An 18,698-nucleotide genomic window follows, 5' to 3' on the forward strand; every position below is an offset into this window, starting at 1 on the left:
GCCGGCGGGTTAGTGTCAAAGCTTCGCGATGCCAAGTCCAATGAGCCCCCGGGGAGCACCACCATGTTGATCCGTCGACCGCTGATCCAGTTGCTGGGCCTGCTGGCCATGCTGGGGGCCACCGCTGCCGCCCAGGCCGTGCTCGTCAGCGCCGTGCCCGCGGGCATTGCCGCCAAGACCATCACCTTCTCCAGCTACGACGGCGTCACCACGACGAGCAGCTTCAATGCGCCGGTGGACGTCGGCACGGCAGAAATCGGCGAAGCGGTGACGCTCACTTTCCCGGGCACGACTGACGAGCGCATCCTCGGCGCGGTGAACACCTCGCTGGGTGTCAACGGCAACTGGCCCACGAGCGGCGGCTTCGCGGGCTTGAATACCGCGGCCGGCACGATGACCTTCATGTTCGACCACGGCGTGCAGTTCGTCGGCGGCTTCCTGAATTTCGATCCGAACATCATCGACAGTTCGACGACCATTGCCGCGCTGGACCAGAACGGCGACGTGCTGCTGGTTGCCGGCGAGGGATTCCAGTCCTACTCGCTCGACTTCAGCTTCAACGACCCGGCGGCCACGGGCCTGGGCCAGTTCTTCGGCTTCGCGGTCGACAATCCGGACATCTGGGGCTTCGCCTTGACGAACGGCAAGATCGTCGTCGACAACCTCAGCTTCGGTTCGGCCGGCGCCGCGCCCGAGCCGCAGTCGCTGGTGCTGGTGCTGGCCGCGCTGGCGGCCTTGGGCGCGTCCCGCAGCCGCGGTCGGCGGGCGCCGGCCGCGTGAAAGGGTCGGGCCGGACAGGTACCGACCCGCTTCTGCACTATCCTCGGCGGCATGACACGCCGCCCTCTGCTGATCCTGGCTGCCGCGGCAGCCACACTGCTCGTCCCCACTGCCTGGGCGCCGGCGCGGGCCCAGACGCCCGCGGCCCGGCCCATCCGGCTGATCGTGCCTTATGCCCCCGGCGGGCCGCTGGACCTGGTCGCGCGCGCCCTGGCTGCGGCGGTCAAGGATTCGCTCGGTACCGTGATCGTCGAGAACAAGCCGGGTGCCGGCGGCAACCTCGGCGCAGACCTGGCGGCCAAGGCAGCACCGGACGGCAGCACCCTCGTGATGGGTGCGGTGGCCACGCATGCGATCAACCCCTGGTTGTTCGCCAAGATGCCCTACGACCCGATTCGCGATTTCACGCCGATCACCCGCGTGGCCGAGGTGCCAAACGTGCTGGTGATGAACAGCGAGACCGCGCAGCGCCTGGGCATCGGCAGCGTGCACGACCTGGTGCAGTACGCCAGGCGGCACCCCGCGCAGCTGAACTATGGCTCCGGCGGCACTGGCAGTGCGGGGCATCTGGCTGGCGAAATGTTCAAGGCCCAGGCCGGCGTGTTCATGGTGCACATCCCGTATGCCGGCGGCAACCCGGCGCAACTGGCGCTGCTGTCGGGCCAGGTGGACCTGAACTTCGACAACCTGGCCTCCGCCTCGGTCAACATCAAGGCCGGCAAGCTGCGTGCGATCGCGGTGACCTCGGCGCGCCGCGCCAGCGCGATGCCGGAAGTTCCGACGATTGCCGAGAGTGGCAAGGCCGATGGCCTGGGCCAGTTCGACGTCAGCACCTGGTTCGGCCTGTTCGGGCCGGCCCGCCTGCCGCCCGAAGTACTGGCGCGGCTGAACAAGGCCTTTGTCGAGGCGCTGCACACGCCGGACGTCAAGGCGCGCATGGCCAGCCTGATGGCCGAGCCCTCGCCCACCACGCCCGAACAGTTCGCTGCCTTCGTGAGGGCCGAGCTCGCGAAGTACGAGAAGGTCGTCAAGGCCTCGGGCGCGAAAGTCGATTGACGCGCGAGACGGTTTGCCCTTAGTCTTCGCCTCGCCATGCGCACCCTGACCTTCACCCTTTCGCTGCGACGCCGCGCTCGACGACATCGTTGAGCGGGATCGTTGTTGCCAAGGGCCCGAAGCGGGCCGCCATCCAAGGCCACGACACCCGTCGTGGCCTTGTTGCTTCTGGGGCCCGGATGGCCCGGAAGCATGGTTCGAGAGACAGCCGCGGCGGGTGGTTCATTCCCCTCCCACCCCACGACAAGGAATCCCAATGTCCGCCCTGCTGTCCTTCGATCACTATCCCACCGATGCCCTGATGCAGGTGACCCACCGACCTGCCCAGGTCTTCGTGCGCGGCCAGGGCAGCTGGCTGTGGGACTCCGCAGGCCGCCGCTACCTCGACTGCGTGCAGGGCTGGGCCGTCAACACGCTGGGCCATGCGGCGCCCGAGATCAGCGCGGCGCTGCAGCAGCAGGCTGGCACCTTGCTGCACGTCGGCCCCGGCTTCTACAACGACCAGGCCATGCTGCTGGCGCAGCAACTGGTGCGACTGAGTGGCCTCGACCGCGTGTTCTTCACCAACAGCGGCGCCGAGGCCAACGAGGGCGCGATCAAGCTGGCGCGCAAGTACGGCCAGCGCCACCGCGGCGGCGCCAGCACCATCATCAGCTTCGGCAACAGTTTTCATGGCCGCACGCTGGCGACGATGGCCGCCAGCGGCAAGCCCGGCTTCGACGCACTGTTCGCGCCGGCCGTGCCCGGCTTCGTGAAGGTGCCGTACAACGACCTGGCGGCCGTGGCCGAGGCCATCGGCCCGGACACCGTGGCGGTGATGCTGGAGCTGGTGCAGGGCGAGGCCGGCGTGATCGAGGCCGACCCGGTCTTCGTCTCGCAGCTGCGTACTTTGTGCGATAGGAACGGGCTGCTGCTGATCGTCGACGAGGTGCAGACGGGCATCGCGCGCTGCGGCACGCTGTTCGCGCACACGCAGTACGGCATCACACCCGACATCATGACGCTGGGCAAGGGCCTGGGCGGCGGCGTGCCCATCGGCGCGCTGATGGCGCGCGAGGAGGTCTGCTGCTTCGAGCCGGGCGACCAGGGCGGCACCTACAACGGCAACGCACTGGTCTGTGCCGCGGCGCTGGCGGTGCTGCAGGCCGTGACCGCGCCCGGCTTCATCGAGCAGGCGGCCGCGCGCGGACGGCAACTGCGCGCCGGCCTGGTCGACGTGTCGCGCCGGCAGGGCCAGGGCGCCGTGCACGGCCGCGGCCTGCTGCTGGCGCTGGACCTGGCGCAGCCGATGTCGAACGCGCTGGTCGAGGCGCTGCGCGATCAGCCGCGTGGCGACCTGCCCGGCTTGCTAGTGAACCCGGTGCGGCCGCAGCGGCTGCGCTGGATGCCGGCGCTGAACATCAGCGCGGGCGAGGTCGACCTCGCGTTGGAGCTGCTGGAAGCGAAGCTCAGGGCCCTTGCTTGCGGCGGATGAAGCTGGCGCGCTTCTCGTCCTCGGCGTACTGGAAGCGGATCTCGCCCTTGCGCCAGACACCGAGCCAGATCATGTTGATCGAGAAGGCGTCGTGGTCGCTGGCGCTGAAGGGCTGGTCGTAGGTGGTGATGACGCCCACGTAGGGCTTGTCCAGCTGCTCCAGCGCGGCCTTGAGCTTCTCGGCCCGCGTGTCGCCGCGGGTCTGGAAGACCGCGCGCAGCATCAGGTGCACTGCATCGTAGGTCTGCGCCGCGGCCATCAGCGAGGCCACATGCTCCTTGCCCGCCTGGCGCTTCAAGCGCGCGATGAACGAGCTGCGCCGTTCATTGGCCAAGTTCGGGATGATGGACTGCACCATCATCGCGCCCTCGGCGCCACCGTTCGACCGCTCCCACACGGTGCGGAACGACATTGGCCAGGGGCCGTACAGCAGGCCTTCGAACCTGGCCTCGGCGCGGGCCCGGGCCAGCACCGCGAGCTCCGGGCCGACGGTATAGCCGACGATCGCCTGCGCGCCGGCGGCCTTCGCCTGGTGCACCTCGGCGCTGAGGTTTTGCACACCGAGGTCGAAGCGCGTGACCTGCACCGGCTCGATGCCGCGGTCGGCCAGGAACTTGATCACGTCCTTCAGGCCGCCTTCGCCATAGCCGGTCTTGTCGGCGAACACCGCCACCTTGGTCAGGCCGCGCTTGCCGACGATGTCGTCCACCAGAAAGCCGGCCTGCAGCGTATCGCGCGGCGACATGCGGAAGATGAAGCTCTGCGCCGCCGGGTACTGGGCCGTCACCGCCGAGCCTGTGGACACCGGCACCATCAGCAGGTGCTTGTGTTCCTGGAAGACGTCGATCGACTTCAGCGCGACGCCGGTGTTGCAGTAGCCGATCGTGAAGGCCACCTTCTCCTTGAGCACCAGGTCCTCGGCCAGCTGCCGTCCGCGGTCGGGACTGGCCTGGTCGTCACGCTCGACCAGTTCGACCTTGCGGCCCAGGAATCCGCCGACCTCGTTGATCTCGTGCACCGCCAGCTCGGCGCCCAGGCGGGCACTGTTGCCGAAGTCAGCCGAACCACCGGTGAATGGGCAGATGAATCCCACACGCAGCGGTGCAGCGACCTCCTGCGCCTGCGCAGCGCCGCCCACCATCAGCAGGGCAACCAGGCATCCTGCAGCCTGGCGGTGCAATGTCAGGCCCAGGGTTCGCAGGTCGCGGCATCGGTACAGCATGGTCCAGCTCCGGCGCCACCCTGGCGCGTGGCCGCGACGGTAACCGTCCGTACCTTAAAGCAGGCTTGCAATTCCCGCAGGGCCAGGGAAAGCCCCAGGCCGTCGCATGCCCCAAGTGTGCGGAGTTGCGCAGCCTCCGACGTGGCGCCCGCCCGGCGGAACCGCGCGCCCGCTCACTCGCCGAGATAGGCCGCGCGCACCTTGGGGTCGTTCAGCAGCATCTTGGCGTCACCGCTCATCGTCAGCTCGCCGGACTCCATCACGTAGCCGCGGTTGGCCAGCTGCAGCGCCCGGCTGGCGTTCTGCTCGACCAGCAGCACCGTGGTGCCGCGGCTGTGGATGTCGTTGACCACCTCGAAGATCTTGTCGACCATGATCGGCGACAGGCCCATCGAGGGCTCGTCCAGCAGCAGCACCTTGGGCCTGGCCATCAGCGCGCGGCCCATCGCCAGCATCTGCTGCTCGCCACCGCTCATCGTGCCCGCCAGCTGCGCGGCGCGCTCCTTCAGGCGCGGGAACAGCGCGAAGACCTTGTCGATGTCGGCCTCGATCTCGCCGTCGTTGCGCACGTAGGCGCCCATCTGCAGGTTCTCGACGATCGTCATGCGGGCAAACGTGCCGCGCCCTTCGGGCACCATCACCAGGCCCTGTTTCACCAGGTCCCAGGCGCCCTGGCCGGCGATGTTCTTGCCCATGAACTCGATCGTGCCGCCCGCCGGCGACAGCGTGGCGGTGATGGCCTTGAGCGTGGTGGTCTTGCCCGCGCCGTTGGCGCCGATCAGGCTGACCAGCTCGCCCTGGCGCACCTCGAAACTCACGCCCTTGACGGCCTGGATGCCACCATAGGCCACCTTCAGGCCATTGACCTTCAGCAGGATGTTGTCGCTCATGATCAATGCGCCTTGTGGCCGGCGCCGAGGTAGGCCTCGATCACCTTCTCGTTCTTCTGCACGTCGGCCGGCGTGCCCTCGGCGATCTGCTTGCCGTAGTCCAGCACGGTCACGCGGTCGCACAGGCCCATCACCAGCTTCACGTCATGCTCGATCAGCAGGATCGTGCGGCCGTCGTTTCGGATGCGGTCGATCAGCTCGCGCAGCACCACCTTCTCGGTGGCGTTCATGCCGGCGGCCGGCTCGTCCAGCGCGATCAGCTTGGGGTCGGTGGCCAGGGCGCGGGCGATCTCGAGCCGGCGCTGGTCGCCGTAGCTCAGCGTGCGCGCCTTGTACTCGGCGTAACGTCCGATGCCCACGTAGTCGAGCAGTTCCTGCGCGCGCTGGGCGATCTCCGCTTCCTCGGCCTTGAAGGCGCCGGTGCGAAACACCGCCCCCAGCAGGCCCGAGCGGCTGCGCACGTGGCGGCCGACCATCACGTTCTCCAGTGCCGTCATCTCGGCGAACAGGCGGATGTTCTGGAAGGTGCGCGCAATGCCGGCCTTGGCGACCTCGTGCACCGCGCTGGGCTTGTAGGGCGCACCGCCGAGCTCGAAGCTGCCCGAGTCCGGGGTGTAGAGCCCGGTGATCACATTGAAGAACGTCGTCTTGCCCGCGCCATTGGGTCCGATCAGCCCGTACACCTGCCCGGCCTGGATCGTGATGCCGACGTCGGACAACGCCTGCAGGCCGCCGAAGCGCTTGGAGACGTTGCCGACCTTGAGGACCTCGTTTGCCATGGAATGCGCCCCCGCCTCAGTTCTTGTTGTTGGTCGGCGATGCCGCGGCCTTGCCATGCTCGGGTGATGGCCAGAGCCCGCGCGGCCGCGCCAGCATGATCGCGATCATCGCCAGCGCGATCAGCAGCTGGCGCAGGATCGCGGCGTCGAGCCGGCCGTCGGTCAGGCGCTGCAGATCGAGTTCGCCGGCCACCCAGCGCAACGCCTCGGGCAGGGCCGCCAGCAGCATCGCACCCAGCACGACGCCGGGGATGTGGCCGATGCCGCCGAGCACCACCATCGCGACGATCATCACCGACTCCTGCAGCGAGAAGGACTCGGGCGACACGAAGTTCTGGAAGGTCGCGAACATCACGCCCGACACGCCGCCGAACGTGGCGCCCATGCCGAAGGCCAGCAGCTTCAGGTTGCGGGTGTTGATGCCCATCGCCTTGGCGGCGATCTCGTCCTCGCGGATGGCCATCCAGGCGCGGCCGACACGCGAGCGTTCGAGCCGGTAGCAGATCAGCACGCTGACGATCACCAGCCCCAGCAGCAGATAGTAGTACTTGGTGACCGACGAGATGTCGAAGCCGAACAGCTCGCCCGGGCGGCCGAAATCGATGCTGAAGAGGCGGGCCGAATCGATCTGCTGGATGCCCTTCGGCCCATTGGTGATGTTGACCGGCCGGTCGAGGTTGTTGACGAAGACGCGGATGATCTCGCCGAAGCCGAGCGTGACGATGGCCAGGTAGTCGCCGCGTAACTTGAGTGTTGGCGCGCCCAGCAGCATGCCGGCCAGGCCGGCGACCGCAGCACCGAGCGGGATCACCAGCCACACCGAGAGGTGGATGCCCTTGGGGAACATCGCCGCGATGCCCGGGAAGGCATCGGCCAGCTGCGGCGAGGCGAGCAGGCCGAAGATGTAGGCGCCGACCGCATAGAACGCGACGTAGCCCAGGTCCAGCAGGCCGGCATAGCCGACCACGATGTTCAGGCCCAGCGACAGCAGCACGTACAGCAGCGCGAAGTCGAGCATGCGCACCCAGAAGTTGCCGGCGTACTGGGCCATGAACGGCAGCACCACCAGGGCCAGGGCGGCGAACAGGAAAACGGCGAGTTTGTTCTTCATGAGGTCTGGGCTCCCGTGTCAGGCGCGATCGGCCACCCGCTCGCCAAGCAGGCCTTGCGGCCGCACCGTGAGCACGAGGATCAGCACGATGAAGGCGAAGATGTCCTGGTACTGGCTGCCGAGCACGCCACCGGTGAGCGCACCGATGTAGCCCGAGCCCAGTGCCTCGATCAGCCCCAGCAGCACGCCGCCCACCACTGCGCCGGCCAGATTGCCGATGCCGCCGAACACCGCGGCGGTGAAGGCCTTCAGGCCGGGCAGGAAGCCCATGGTGTGCTGCACCGAACCGTAGTTGGCCGCGTACATCACGCCGGCGAGTGCGGCCAGCGCCGCGCCGATCACGAAGGTGGCCGAGATCACCATGTCGGGCCGCACGCCCATCAGTGCCGCGACGCGCGGGTTCTCGGCGGTGGCGCGCATCGCCCGGCCGAGCTTGGTGCGGTTGACCAGGTACATCAGCCCGAACAGCGTGACCGCCGTGATCACCAGGATCAGGATCTGCGTCACGTTGATCACCGCGCCGCCGAGGAAGAAGGGTTCCGAGGGCAGCAGGATCGGGTACGGCTTGGTGCTGGGCTTCCAGATCATCATCGCCAGGGTCTGCAGCAGCAGGCTCATGCCCATGGCGGTGATCAGCGGCGCCAGTCTCGGCGCATTGCGCAGCGGGCGGTAGGCGATCTTCTCGATCGTGAAATTCAGGAGCGCGCAGACCACGATGGCCGCCGCGAGCGACAGCACCAACAACAGCCAGCCCGGCAGCCCGGCGCCTTGCAGCGCGGTGACCACCGTCCAGCTGGTCAGGGCCCCCACCATCAGCACCTCGCCGTGCGCGAAGTTGATGAGGTTGATGATCCCGTAGACCATCGTGTAGCCCAGTGCCACGAGCGCGTACATGCTGCCCAGCACCAGACCGTTGATGATCTGCTGCAGAAAAGTATCCATCAATCGATCTCCATCCGTCGCCGCCCTGCGGGCAGCGCTTCTGAATGCGGGTAGCAAGAACCCGGCCGTTCCGCGCTACGCGGGATTGTAGGAGGCGGTCCGATCACCGCGAGGGGGGGAGATTCCCGCTGGCGCGTGCCGCGATCAGCGGCCAGCCTCGTCGTTGAGACGTCGCAGCTCTGCCAGGCGATCGGCAATGCGCTGCTCGAGCCCGCGCCCTGCGGGCTGGTAGAAGCGCTGAGCGGCCATGCCCTCGGGCCAGTACGATTCGCCCGCCGCGAAACCCCCGGCCTCGTCATGCGCGTAGCGATAGCCGGCGCCGTAACCCAGGTTCTTCATCAGCCTCGTAGGCGCATTGCGCAGGTGCAGCGGTACCGGCCGTGTGCCGTCGGCCTTGACGAACTCGCGCACCGCACCCCAGGCCTTGTAGACCGCATTCGACTTCGGTGCCACGGACAGGTACACGACGGCCTGGGCCAGTGCCAGCTCGCCCTCGGGCGAGCCCAGGCGCTCGTACACCTCGGCCGCCTGCAGCGCCAACTGCTGGCCGCGCGGGTCTGCCAGGCCGATGTCCTCGCTGGCCATGCGGATCACCCGGCGCGCGACGTAACGCGGGTCCACGCCCCCATCGAGCATGCGGGCCAGCCAGTACAGCGCAGCATCAGGGTCCGAGCCGCGCACCGACTTGTGCAGTGCCGAGATCGCGTCGTAGAACTGCTCGCCACCCTTGTCGTAGCGGCGCAGCATTTCGCCCAGCGCCTGCTCCAGCAGCGCCTCGTCCATTGGCTCGCCGCGCGTGGGGCCGGCCAGTTCGGCCAGGGTCTCGTAGGCATTGAGCAGCCGCCGTGCGTCGCCGTCGGCATAGCCGATCAGTCGATCGCGCGCGGCGTCGGTCAATGCGGGAGCCTGCAGCACCGCCTGCGCCCGCGCGATCAGCTGCACCAGCTCATCGGGCGCCAGCGGCTTGAGCACATGCACCGCGGCACGCGACAGCAGGGCCGAGTTGACCTCGAACGAAGGGTTCTCGGTGGTCGCACCGATGAAGGTGAAGAGCCCCGACTCGACGTGCGGCAGGAAGGCGTCCTGCTGCGCCTTGTTGAAGCGATGCACCTCGTCGACGAACACCACGGTGCCGCGACCCGCGCGCCGCTCGGCCTTGGCCTGGTCGACTGCCTCGCGGATGTCCTTGACCCCCGCCAGCACCGCGGACAACACGATGAAGCGCGACTTCACCGCCCCGGCGACCAGGCGTGCCAAGGTGGTCTTGCCGACCCCCGGCGGACCCCACAGGATCATTGAATGCAGCCGGCCGCTTTCGAAGGCCACGCGCAGCGGCTTGCCGGGCCCGAGCAGGTGAGCCTGGCCGATCACCTCGTCGAGCGTGCGCGGCCGCAGGCGTTCGGCCAGCGGTGCATCGGGCGCGACCGTGTCGGGCTGTGGCGCATCGGCTGCCGGCTCGTCGCCAGCGTCGAACAGCGAATCCTGTGCGGGCATCGGGCGATTGTCTCAGTGCCGCCCGTGCCGGCCCGAATTGCGACTCTGCCGGACCGCTATTCGCGCGATCGGACGCCCGTTGTCCGGCCCACACTGGCCGCGCTGTCACGGTCGACAGCCCTTTGCTCACCCGACCAGCGAGACCCGCCATGAACCTCACGCCCACGACGAACGACAACGCATCGGTCCTGAGCCCCGCCGTCGCGGGTGCCGTGCACGGCACGCCGCGCGAGGTGCTGTCCTTCAAGCTCGGTGCCGAGGAATACGGCATCGACATCCTGAAGGTGCAGGAGATCCGCGGCTACGAGCAGCCGACCCGCATCGCCAACGCGCCCGGCTTCATGAAGGGCGTGGTGAACCTGCGCGGCGTGATCGTGCCGATCGTCGACATGCGCGTGCGCTTCGCCCTCGAGGACGTGAGGTACGACGCCTTCACGGTCGTGATCATCCTGAACGTGGCGGGCCGCACGGTCGGCATCGTGGTCGACTCGGTCAGCGACGTGCTCGAACTGCGCGGTGACCAGATCAAGCCCGCGCCCGAATTCAACGGCCAGATCGACTCTGCCTACATCACCGGCCTGGGCACGGTGAAGTCCGGCGATGACGAGCGCATGCTGATCCTGATGGACATCGAGCAGATGATGAGCAGCGAAGAGATGGGCCTGATGGACGTCGCCGTGCACTGACGCTACTGCTCGATCACGTCCGCCCCCTTGGGCGGCGTGAACTTGAACGCGTCGTCGGCAAGCTTCGGGTTGACGACCACGTCCTTGAACTGCAGCACCGAGCGGGTGCCGAAGGCATCGACGATCTCCAGCGCGGCGAGCGTCTTGCCGCGAAAGCCGATCAGCACCTGCTTGACGGTGCTGTCGCCCGCTGCCTGCTGCTTGCGGGGCGTGGCCTGCACCCAGTCGAGCCCGTCGCGCGCGGGCTGCGCGCTCAACTCGAAATCCTTGTCGATCTCGCTGCCCGCCAGCAATGCCGCCGGCGTCGCGCCCAAGGCCTGGGTCGCCGAGCGCACGGACACCTGATTCAGGTCCACGTCGTGCAGCCAGACCTTGCGGCCATCGGACACGATGGTCTGCTCGAAGGGTTTGGCGTAGCTGAAGCGGAAACGCTCGGGCCGCGCGAACTCGAAGCTGCCGTTCGACACCTTCTTCTTCGCGCCGTCGGGCGAGGTAACGGTCTGCGTGAAGCCAGCGCGGCCGGTCTTCACCTCGCGCGCGAACTCGCGCAGCGTGTCCACCGCATCGGCCCGCGCCGAGAGGGTTGCCGCCATCAGCAGGGCGGCGATCGGGAGTCGCTTCATTCGTCGCGTCGCGGCACCAGCAGGTCGCGATTGCCGTTGGCGGCCATGGCCGATACGAGGCCGGACTTCTCCATTTGTTCCAGCAATCGCGCCGCGCGGTTGTAACCAATGCGCAGGTGCCGCTGCACCAGCGAGATCGAGGCTTTCTTGTGCTGCAGCACGATGGCCACGGCCTGGTCGTACATCGGGTCGGCCTCGCCATCGCCGCTGCCGCCGCCCCCCGGCGCGCCCCCTTCCGCATCGCCATCCAGCGTGCCGCCCTCGAGGATGCCCTCGATGTAGTTCGGCTCGCCCTGCGACTTCAGGTACTCGACGACGCGGTGCACCTCGTCGTCCGACACGAAGGCACCGTGCACCCGCACCGGGATGCCGCCCCCGGGCGTGAGGTAGAGCATGTCGCCCTGGCCCAGCAGCGCCTCGGCGCCCATCTGGTCGAGGATCGTGCGGCTGTCGATCTTGCTCGAGACCTGGAAGCTCAGGCGCGTCGGGATGTTGGCCTTGATCAGGCCGGTGATCACGTCGACGCTGGGCCGCTGCGTGGCCAGCACCAGGTGGATGCCGGCGGCACGCGCCTTCTGCGCCAGCCGTGCGATCAGCTCCTCGATCTTCTTGCCCACCACCATCATCAGATCGGCCAGTTCGTCGATCACGACGACGATGAACGGAAGCCGGTCGAGCGGTTCGGGTGCCTCGGGCGTCAGGCTGAACGGGTTCGGCAGTTTCTCGCCCTTCTCGGCCGCATCGGCAATCTTCTTGTTGTAGCCCGCCAGGTTGCGCACGCCCAGCTTGCTCATCAGCTTGTAGCGGCGCTCCATCTCGCCGACACACCAGTTCAGCGCGTTGGCGGCCTGCTTCATGTCGGTGACGACGGGGCACAGCAGGTGCGGAATGCCTTCGTAGACGCTCATCTCGAGCATCTTCGGATCGATCAGGATCAGGCGCACGTCGCGCGCCTCGGCCTTGTAGAGCAGGCTCAGGATCATCGCGTTGATGCCCACCGACTTGCCCGAACCCGTGGTACCGGCCACCAGGCAATGCGGCATCTTCGCGAGATCGGCCACCACCGGTGCGCCGATGATGTCCTTGCCCAGGCCCATCGTCAGCTGCGACGCGGCATCGGCATACACCTGCGAGCCGAGGATCTCGGCCAGCCGGATCATCTGCCGCTTGGCGTTCGGCAGTTCCAGCGCCATCGTCGTCTTGCCCGGAATCGTCTCGACGACGCGGATCGACACCAGCGACAGCGAGCGTGCCAGGTCCTTGGCCAGGTTCACCACCTGCGCGCCCTTCACGCCCGTGGCCGGCTCGATCTCGTAGCGCGTGATCACCGGGCCGGGCGAGGCCGCGACCACGCGCACCTCGACGCCGAAGTCCTTGAGCTTCTTCTCGATCAGCCGCGAGGTCATCTCCAGCGACTCGGGCGTCACGGTCTCGATGCGGCCTGGCGCGGCATCGAGCAGATCCACCTGGGGCAGCTTGGTGTCGCTCAACTCGACGAACAGCGGCTTCTGCCGCTCCTTCGCGACGCGGGTGGACTTGGGCACCTCCATCACCGGCGGCTCGATCACGATGGGCGCATGGTCCTCGACCACCTCGCGCTCGACCTCGACCACCTGCTCGCGCTCGCGCATGGCGCGTTCACCGATGCGCTCGTCCTCCAGCCGCTCGCGCGCCGCACTGCGACGCTGACCGAAGCCTTCGATCCAGGCGCCCAGCGCCTCGGCCGAGCGTGCCCACGAGAAACGCAGCGAAAGCGACAGGCCCAGCACCAGGCCCGCGATCCACAGCACGCCAGACCCGGCGAAACCCAGCCACTTCATCGACAAGGTGCCGAGCACATGGCCCAGCACACCGCCCGCCTCGCCGCCCGGCAAGCCGGCGTCGAAGCGGTACAGCCGCGTCCATTCCAGCGTGCAACTGGCCGCCATCAGCAGCATGAGGCCCAGCCAGAACACCCAGCGCGGCGGCAGGTCGGCGTCGGGCGGGGTGCCGCGCAGCGCGTGCGCCAGGGACGACAGCCAGGCCCGCAATGCCACCAGCATCAGCCACCAGGTCGAGTAGCCGAAAGCGAACAGCAACAGGTCGGATCCCCACGCGCCCAGCAGCCCGGCGCGATTGGCCAGCGGCGCACCCGTGCCCGATGTGGAGAAGCCAGGGTCTGCGGCGTTGTGGGTCGCCAGCGCCAGCAAGGCCAGCAGCCAAAGCACTGCGGCCGCCGCCAGCACCACCTGACGCGGCCAGCGCCAGCCGCCGCCGGCGGCCACGCCAGCGCGGCGCCGGGCAGCCATGCCGGCCGCGCCGTCCGCACCGAGAGATCCGAGGGGAAACGTCATGCCGACGATTGTGGGGCATGGCCGCTGCGCTGCGGCGTCATGCCCGGGAGTCGCTCAGGGCCCGCTCATTCGGGCTGACTGCGCTCCTTGATGATCACCGAGCCGTTTTCCTGCGTCTCGATGACGCCCCGCTCTTCGAGGTCCTTCATCACCCGGCTGACCATCTCGCGCGAGGCGCCGACGACCTTGGCCATGTCCTGCCGCGAGACCTTGCCGCGGATCAGCTTGACGCCGTTGACGTCCTCGGCCATCTCGAGCAGCGTGCGCGCGACGCGGCCGTAGACGTCGAGCAGCGCCAGCGACTCGATCTGCCGGTCGGCATGGCGCAGCCGACGCACCAGGCCGCGCAGGATGGCATAGGACAGCGTGGAGTTCTCGGGCAGGCAGCGCGCAAATTCGGCGCGACCCAGGATCAGCATGTCGGTCTGGATCTCGCAGCGCACGGTGGCCGAATGCGCCTCGTTGTCGATCAGGCTCATCTCGCCAACGTAGTCGCCCGATTCCAGCACCGCCAGGATGACCTCGCGGCCGCGTGAATCAGACGTCAGCACGCGGGCGCGGCCATTGAGCAGGATGAACAGCGCATTGCTCTTGCGCCCCTGCTCCACCACCAGCTCGCCACGGCGGAAGCGGCGCTTGACCACGCTGTCGGCAATCGACTGGGCCTGCTCGTTGGTGAGCATCGAGAACAGCGGTACACGGCGAATCAGGTCGAGATTCGTCAGCATCGACATCGTGGGATCCCCTTTACTTCAGCCTGTTTATGTCTGGCACCAGCCGGCCCGCCTGGCGCCCTGCGGGCAAGATGCCGCATTTCTGATCAATTTCTCTATTGTGCCGATTGACAGGGTTGCCGGTATACCCAACGACCCCCATGTGACAATCTCCCGTCACTGCGGCGCGACATTGCGTGCCGCGCCCACCTGCACCCCACCATGAGCACCACGCCCCTGCATGCCCAGGTCCTGATCCTCGGTTCCGGCCCTGCCGGCTACACCGCTGCCATCTACGCTGCCCGCGCCAACCTGAAGCCGGTGCTGGTGACCGGCATCGCCCAGGGTGGCCAGCTGATGACCACGACGGAAGTCGACAACTGGCCAGCCGATGTGATGGGCGTCCAGGGACCGGAGTTGATGCAGCGCTTCCAGCAGCATGCCGAGCGCTTCCAGACACAGATGGTGTTCGACCACATCAACGAGGTCGATCTGTCGAAGCGGCCGTTCCGGCTCAAGGGCGACAGTGGCGAATACACCTGCGATGCACTGGTCATTGCCACCGGCGCCAGTGCCAAGTACCTGGGCCTGCCGTCCGAGCAGTCGTTCATGGGCCGCGGCGTCAGTGGCTGCGCCACCTGCGACGGTTTCTTCTACCGCAACGAGACCGTGGCGGTGGTCGGCGGCGGCAACACCGCGGTCGAGGAAGCGCTGTACCTGTCGAATATCGCCGCCAAGGTGCATCTGGTGCATCGGCGCGACAAGTTCCGCGCCGAGGCGATCCTCATCGACAAGCTGCACGAGAAGGTGGCGGCCGGCAAGATGGTGCTCGAGCTGTTCGAGACGCTGGACGAGGTGCTGGGCGACGCCAGTGGCGTCACGGGCATCCGACTCAAGCATGCACAGACAGGCGCCACGCGCGACCTGAGCGTCAAGGGCTGCTTCATCGCCATCGGCCACCAGCCGAACACCGAGATCTTCAAGGGTCAGCTGGAAATGAAGGACGGCTACATCGTCACGCGTTCGGGCCTCAACGGCTTTGCGACGATGACCAGCGTGCCCGGTGTCTTCGCTGCTGGTGACGTGCAGGATCATGTCTACCGGCAGGCCATCACCTCGGCCGGCACCGGCTGCATGGCCGCACTGGACGCACAGCGCTTCCTCGAGCAGCAGGCGTAAACCCCCGGCTCGGAAAAAGTTCTGGCTATAATCGCGGTCTTTGCCGAAAGCTGGCACCGGCTCTTACAGCCGGGCCTGTTGAAACTTCGAAGGGCAGCCATCAGGCGGCGGATCATCCGAACCAGCCCCCTGCTCTGGCTGCCGTGCCTGCAACAGTCAAGAGTCTGGAGAAGCGTCATGGCACGCGTCTGTCAAGTCACGGGTAAGCGCCCGATGGTGGGAAACAATGTCTCCCACGCCAACAACAAGACCAAGCGCCGCTGGTTGCCCAACCTGCAGTACCGCCGGTTCTGGGTCGAGAGCGAAAATCGCTGGGTCCGCCTGCGCGTCACCAGCGCTGCGCTGCGCCTGATCGACAAGGTGGGCATCGACCAGGTGGTCGCTGACCTGCGCGCGAAGAACGCGCTGTAATCCCCCGCAGACCATCAGGAGCAGACCATGGCAGCCAAAGGCGGACGCGAAAAGATCAAGCTGGAATCCACCGCGGGGACCGGCCACTTCTACACCACGGCCAAGAACAAGAAGACCACGCCCGAAAAGCTCGAATTCATGAAGTTCGATCCGAAGGCGCGCAAGCACGTGCTGTACAAGGAAATCAAGCTGAAGTGATGCCTCGCCCCGGGTTTCGGCCCGGACAGGGTTTCACCCCAGAATGCAAAGAGCCCGCTTGATGCGGGCTTTTTGCTGCCTGGCTTTCTTGCTGCCTGAACGCAGACCAGGCATCAGCTCGCGCGTCAGCGCGGCCGCACGGCCCGCAGCTTCATCGAGAACTCTTCCAGCGAGGCGATGCCGCTGGCCTCCGCCTTCTTGCACCAGGCCTGCAGATCGGCCACCAGCTGTTCAGCCGAAACATTCGTGCGCGTCCACAGCTGGCGCAGCTCTTCGCGCATGGCCACCAGCTTCGCCAGCTTCGGGCTGTCATTCAGCGCGCTGACAAGCTGGGCCCGCACGTCGCTCGGGATCTTCTCGTCATCGCGGTGCAGCCAGCGCTTGGCCAGACGCAGATCGGCCCAGCGGGCGGAGTTCTTGGCGCCCTGCTCCTTCAGATGCCGCAGTTCGCTGCCGCAAGCCGCACGCAGGTCCTGGGCGTACTTGGCCATCACCTCGTAGCGATTGGCGATGATCGCCTCCAGCGTCTTGGCATCGGCCTGGGGCTTGATGGGCCCCAGTTGCAGCTGTGGCGCGGTCTTGCGCACCTTGGCCAGACCCATCAACTCCAGCGCGCGGATATAGCCCCAGGCAATGTCGAACTCGAAGGGCTTGACCGACAGCTTGGCCGAGGTCGGATAGGTGTGGTGGTTGTTGTGCAGCTCTTCCCCGCCGATGATGATGCCCCAGGGCAGCACATTGGTGGAGGCATCCGCCGCCTCGAAGTTGCGGTAGCCCCAGTAGTGGCCGATGCCATTGATGATGCCCGCGGCCGTGATCGGAATCCACAGCATCTGAACCGCCCACACGGTGGCACCGATGGCGCCGAAGAGTGCCAGATCCAGGATCAGCAACAGCCCCACGCCTTGCCAGCTGTAGCGCGAATACAGGTTGCGCTCGAGCCAGTCGTCCGGCGTGTTGTGGCCGAACTTGCGCAGGGTTTCCTGGTTCTTGGCCTCGCTGCGGTACAGCTCGCTGCCGGTCAGCAACACGGTCTTGATGCCCTTGGTGACCGGGCTGTGCGGGTCGTCGACCGTCTCGCACTTCGCGTGGTGCTTGCGATGGATGGCGACCCACTCCTTCGTGACCATGCCGGTGGTCAGCCACAGCCAGAGCCGGAAGAAGTGCGAGGGAATCGCGTGCAGGTCCAGCGCCCGATGCGCCTGCGCGCGGTGCAGGAAGATCGTCACCGCCGCGATCGTGATGTGGGTCGTTGCCAAGGTGAACAGCACGATCTGCCACCAATGCGCACTCGACCACAGCCCACTGGCCAACCAGGTCGTCAGTGCATCCCACAACGTCGTCATCACACTCATCTTGCCTCTTTCATACCGCAGCCGGACTGGCGGATGCGGCATTGTAGGGGCGAGCCTCCGCCCGGCAGCTGTGGAAACTGCCTACCGAATGCCGCCCAAACCGCGATTCCACCGGTCATGTGGGTCTGACTTGCACTTTCGCAAGCCGACGGACGCACTCAGCGCCGTTGCCAGGCCGCGGCAAAGAAGCCATCGGTGGCATGGCGATGCGGCCAAAGGCGCAGCTGGCCCTGGGCGTTCACCAGCGTTTCGGCGCGATCGACGTGCGCCTGCGCCAACAGCTCCGCCGCCGGTAGCGGCACGAAGTCCGGGTGCGCCGCGCCGAATTCGGCTGCGACGTCCTCGTTCTCCGCGCGCAGCAGGCTGCAGGTGGCGTACACCAGACGGCCACCCGGCTTCACCAGCCGCGCCGCACTCGCCAGGATGGCCCGCTGTTTGGCCTGCAACTCGGTCACCGCCTGCGGCGACTGCCGCCACTTCAGGTCCGGGTTCCGGCGCAGGGTGCCCAGGCCCGAGCAGGGCGCGTCGACCAGTACCCGATCGATCTTGCCGGCCAGGCGCTTGACGCGATCATCGCGTTCATGGGCGATCTGCGCCGGGTGCACGTTGGAGAGCCCGCTGCGGCGGAGCCGCGGCTTCAATGCCTCCAGGCGGTGGCCGGACACGTCGAAGGCATAAAGCCGCCCGGTGCTGCGCATGGACGCGCCCAGCGCCAGCGTCTTGCCGCCGGCGCCGGCGCAGAAGTCGACCACCATCTCGCCACGCTTGGCATCGGTCAGCAAGGCCAGCAACTGGCTGCCTTCGTCCTGCACCTCGATCGCGCCATGCAGGTAGGCCTCCAGCTTGTTCAGCGCCGGCTTGCCGTGCACGCGCAGGCCCCAAGGCGAGTACGGCGTCGGCGCGGCCTCGATGCCGGCTTCGTTCAGCATCCGCTGCAGGTCCTCGCGCCGGCCCTTCATCGTGTTGACGCGCAGGTCCAGCGGTGCCGGCTGCTCCAGCGCCGAGATCAAGGCCCAGAACTCGGCCTCGCCCAATTCGGTACGCAGCGGGCCGGCCAGCCAATCCGGCAGGTTGTGCCGCAGCTTGTCGGAGAAGCTTGCCGGATCGACCGATTGCACCTGGCTGCGCCACTGCAACTCGTGCGGGCCCAGCGCGCCGCGCAGTGCCGCGTCGTTGCCCTGCCAGGCCAGGATCGCGAGCCGGCGCTCCAGCGCACCGCTGCCGCTTTGCGCCAGATGCTGCAGCAGGCTGCGCCGGCGCAGCACCTGGTAGGTGGTCTCGGCCAGCGTGTGGCGCTCGCGGGCGCCCAGGGCCCGGTGCTTGCGAAAGAAGGCCGAGACAAGCGCGTCGGCCGGCATGTCGAGTTTCAGCACCGACTTCAGCAGCTCGGTGCACAGGTCCAGCAGGGCGGAGGGGTGCATCGGCGGATTATCCGCGTCGCCCGGCCGGGCC

At 67.5% G+C, this 18,698-nt stretch carries 18 protein-coding genes; 7 read left to right on the top strand and 11 right to left on the bottom strand.

Features of this window, described 5'->3' with window-relative positions; all coding sequences use genetic code 11:
- Positions 1-63 precede the first annotated feature (63 nt).
- The 3 genes from ACILR4_RS02465 to ACILR4_RS02475 all read left to right on the top strand — a co-directional run bounded on the left by ACILR4_RS02465 (position 64) and on the right by ACILR4_RS02475 (position 3,310).
- Entirely contained in the window at positions 64-780 is a 717-nt protein-coding gene (locus tag ACILR4_RS02465; protein WP_395699233.1) for a hypothetical protein, read from the top strand.
- A gap of 51 nt (positions 781-831) precedes the next feature.
- On the top strand, positions 832-1,836 hold the full coding sequence (locus ACILR4_RS02470; RefSeq protein WP_395699234.1) for a Bug family tripartite tricarboxylate transporter substrate binding protein: 1,005 nt from the start codon (positions 832-834) through the stop codon (positions 1,834-1,836).
- A 268-nt stretch (positions 1,837-2,104) separates the two neighbouring features.
- Positions 2,105-3,310 (top strand): acetylornithine transaminase, encoded by a 1,206-nt coding sequence (locus ACILR4_RS02475; RefSeq protein WP_395699301.1) that lies wholly within the window; start codon positions 2,105-2,107, stop codon positions 3,308-3,310.
- Here the strand turns inward: ACILR4_RS02475 and ACILR4_RS02480 are convergent.
- The 6 genes from ACILR4_RS02480 to ACILR4_RS02505 form a co-directional block, all read right to left on the bottom strand.
- Complete coding sequence (locus ACILR4_RS02480) at positions 3,285-4,532, bottom strand: ABC transporter substrate-binding protein (protein ID WP_395699235.1); 1,248 nt, start codon at positions 4,530-4,532, stop codon at positions 3,285-3,287. The genes ACILR4_RS02475 and ACILR4_RS02480 overlap by 26 nt on opposite strands.
- Before the next feature lie 173 nt (positions 4,533-4,705).
- Positions 4,706-5,422 (bottom strand): ABC transporter ATP-binding protein, encoded by a 717-nt coding sequence (locus ACILR4_RS02485; RefSeq protein WP_395699236.1) that lies wholly within the window; start codon positions 5,420-5,422, stop codon positions 4,706-4,708.
- A gap of 2 nt (positions 5,423-5,424) precedes the next feature.
- A complete protein-coding gene (locus ACILR4_RS02490; RefSeq protein WP_395699237.1) occupies positions 5,425-6,201 on the bottom strand; it encodes an ABC transporter ATP-binding protein in 777 nt (258 codons plus the stop codon).
- Positions 6,202-6,217: 16 nt separating this feature from the next.
- Entirely contained in the window at positions 6,218-7,312 is a 1,095-nt protein-coding gene (locus ACILR4_RS02495; RefSeq protein ID WP_395699238.1) for a branched-chain amino acid ABC transporter permease, read from the bottom strand.
- A gap of 18 nt (positions 7,313-7,330) precedes the next feature.
- The gene (locus ACILR4_RS02500) at positions 7,331-8,254 is read right to left on the bottom strand and encodes a branched-chain amino acid ABC transporter permease (RefSeq protein ID WP_395699239.1); all 924 of its coding nucleotides are present in this window, start codon (positions 8,252-8,254) and stop codon (positions 7,331-7,333) included.
- Between the two features lie 144 nt (positions 8,255-8,398).
- Positions 8,399-9,748 (bottom strand): replication-associated recombination protein A, encoded by a 1,350-nt coding sequence (locus ACILR4_RS02505; RefSeq protein ID WP_395699240.1) that lies wholly within the window; start codon positions 9,746-9,748, stop codon positions 8,399-8,401.
- A gap of 149 nt (positions 9,749-9,897) precedes the next feature.
- On the opposite strand from ACILR4_RS02505, the gene ACILR4_RS02510 reads away from it, so the two are divergent.
- Complete coding sequence (locus tag ACILR4_RS02510; RefSeq protein WP_395699241.1) at positions 9,898-10,434, top strand: chemotaxis protein CheW; 537 nt, start codon at positions 9,898-9,900, stop codon at positions 10,432-10,434.
- 2 nt (positions 10,435-10,436) lie between these two features.
- On the opposite strand, the gene lolA is transcribed toward ACILR4_RS02510, so the two are convergent.
- The 3 genes from lolA to ACILR4_RS02525 form a co-directional block, all read right to left on the bottom strand.
- Positions 10,437-11,057, bottom strand: coding sequence for an outer membrane lipoprotein chaperone LolA (gene lolA, locus ACILR4_RS02515; protein ID WP_395699242.1), 621 nt, complete (start codon positions 11,055-11,057; stop codon positions 10,437-10,439).
- A complete protein-coding gene (locus ACILR4_RS02520) occupies positions 11,054-13,390 on the bottom strand; it encodes a DNA translocase FtsK (protein WP_395699243.1) in 2,337 nt (778 codons plus the stop codon). The genes lolA and ACILR4_RS02520 overlap by 4 nt, the downstream gene beginning before the upstream one ends.
- A gap of 65 nt (positions 13,391-13,455) precedes the next feature.
- On the bottom strand, positions 13,456-14,124 hold the full coding sequence (locus ACILR4_RS02525; RefSeq protein WP_395699244.1) for a Crp/Fnr family transcriptional regulator: 669 nt from the start codon (positions 14,122-14,124) through the stop codon (positions 13,456-13,458).
- A gap of 201 nt (positions 14,125-14,325) precedes the next feature.
- Here ACILR4_RS02525 and trxB point away from each other — a divergent pair, with 201 nt between their 5' ends.
- The 3 genes from trxB (at position 14,326) to rpmG (ending at position 15,891) form a co-directional block, all read left to right on the top strand.
- Positions 14,326-15,282 carry a thioredoxin-disulfide reductase gene (trxB, locus tag ACILR4_RS02530; protein ID WP_395699245.1) on the top strand — a complete coding sequence of 319 codons (957 nt, stop codon included), beginning with the start codon at positions 14,326-14,328 and terminating at the stop codon, positions 15,280-15,282.
- Between the two features lie 177 nt (positions 15,283-15,459).
- On the top strand, positions 15,460-15,693 hold the full coding sequence (rpmB, locus tag ACILR4_RS02535) for a 50S ribosomal protein L28 (protein WP_395699246.1): 234 nt from the start codon (positions 15,460-15,462) through the stop codon (positions 15,691-15,693).
- 27 nt (positions 15,694-15,720) lie between these two features.
- A complete protein-coding gene (rpmG, locus tag ACILR4_RS02540; RefSeq protein WP_374256390.1) occupies positions 15,721-15,891 on the top strand; it encodes a 50S ribosomal protein L33 in 171 nt (56 codons plus the stop codon).
- Positions 15,892-16,016: 125 nt separating this feature from the next.
- On the opposite strand, the gene ACILR4_RS02545 is transcribed toward rpmG, so the two are convergent.
- Both ACILR4_RS02545 and ACILR4_RS02550 read right to left on the bottom strand, forming a co-directional pair.
- Complete coding sequence (locus ACILR4_RS02545) at positions 16,017-17,246, bottom strand: fatty acid desaturase (protein ID WP_395699247.1); 1,230 nt, start codon at positions 17,244-17,246, stop codon at positions 16,017-16,019.
- A 158-nt stretch (positions 17,247-17,404) separates the two neighbouring features.
- Entirely contained in the window at positions 17,405-18,667 is a 1,263-nt protein-coding gene (locus tag ACILR4_RS02550) for an RsmB/NOP family class I SAM-dependent RNA methyltransferase (protein ID WP_395699248.1), read from the bottom strand.
- Positions 18,668-18,698: the final 31 nt, after the last annotated feature.

The organism is Aquabacterium sp. (assembly GCF_044226965.1).
Lineage (GTDB): Bacteria > Pseudomonadota > Gammaproteobacteria > Burkholderiales > Burkholderiaceae_C > Pseudaquabacterium.

Coding starts and splice junctions, on each gene's coding strand:
- ACILR4_RS02485 (WP_395699236.1), bottom strand. CDS start 5,422: ATGAGCGACAACATCCTGCTGAAGGTCAATGGCCTGAAGGTGGCCTAT.
- ACILR4_RS02545 (WP_395699247.1), bottom strand. CDS start 17,246: ATGAGTGTGATGACGACGTTGTGGGATGCACTGACGACCTGGTTGGCC.
- ACILR4_RS02500 (WP_395699239.1), bottom strand. CDS start 8,254: ATGGATACTTTTCTGCAGCAGATCATCAACGGTCTGGTGCTGGGCAGC.
- ACILR4_RS02480 (WP_395699235.1), bottom strand. CDS start 4,532: ATGCTGTACCGATGCCGCGACCTGCGAACCCTGGGCCTGACATTGCAC.
- ACILR4_RS02465 (WP_395699233.1), top strand. CDS start 64: ATGTTGATCCGTCGACCGCTGATCCAGTTGCTGGGCCTGCTGGCCATG.
- ACILR4_RS02490 (WP_395699237.1), bottom strand. CDS start 6,201: ATGGCAAACGAGGTCCTCAAGGTCGGCAACGTCTCCAAGCGCTTCGGC.
- ACILR4_RS02525 (WP_395699244.1), bottom strand. CDS start 14,124: ATGTCGATGCTGACGAATCTCGACCTGATTCGCCGTGTACCGCTGTTC.
- ACILR4_RS02550 (WP_395699248.1), bottom strand. CDS start 18,667: ATGCACCCCTCCGCCCTGCTGGACCTGTGCACCGAGCTGCTGAAGTCG.
- rpmG (WP_374256390.1), top strand. CDS start 15,721: ATGGCAGCCAAAGGCGGACGCGAAAAGATCAAGCTGGAATCCACCGCG.
- ACILR4_RS02495 (WP_395699238.1), bottom strand. CDS start 7,312: ATGAAGAACAAACTCGCCGTTTTCCTGTTCGCCGCCCTGGCCCTGGTG.
- rpmB (WP_395699246.1), top strand. CDS start 15,460: ATGGCACGCGTCTGTCAAGTCACGGGTAAGCGCCCGATGGTGGGAAAC.
- lolA (WP_395699242.1), bottom strand. CDS start 11,057: ATGAAGCGACTCCCGATCGCCGCCCTGCTGATGGCGGCAACCCTCTCG.
- ACILR4_RS02505 (WP_395699240.1), bottom strand. CDS start 9,748: ATGCCCGCACAGGATTCGCTGTTCGACGCTGGCGACGAGCCGGCAGCC.
- ACILR4_RS02470 (WP_395699234.1), top strand. CDS start 832: ATGACACGCCGCCCTCTGCTGATCCTGGCTGCCGCGGCAGCCACACTG.
- ACILR4_RS02510 (WP_395699241.1), top strand. CDS start 9,898: ATGAACCTCACGCCCACGACGAACGACAACGCATCGGTCCTGAGCCCC.
- ACILR4_RS02520 (WP_395699243.1), bottom strand. CDS start 13,390: ATGACGTTTCCCCTCGGATCTCTCGGTGCGGACGGCGCGGCCGGCATG.
- trxB (WP_395699245.1), top strand. CDS start 14,326: ATGAGCACCACGCCCCTGCATGCCCAGGTCCTGATCCTCGGTTCCGGC.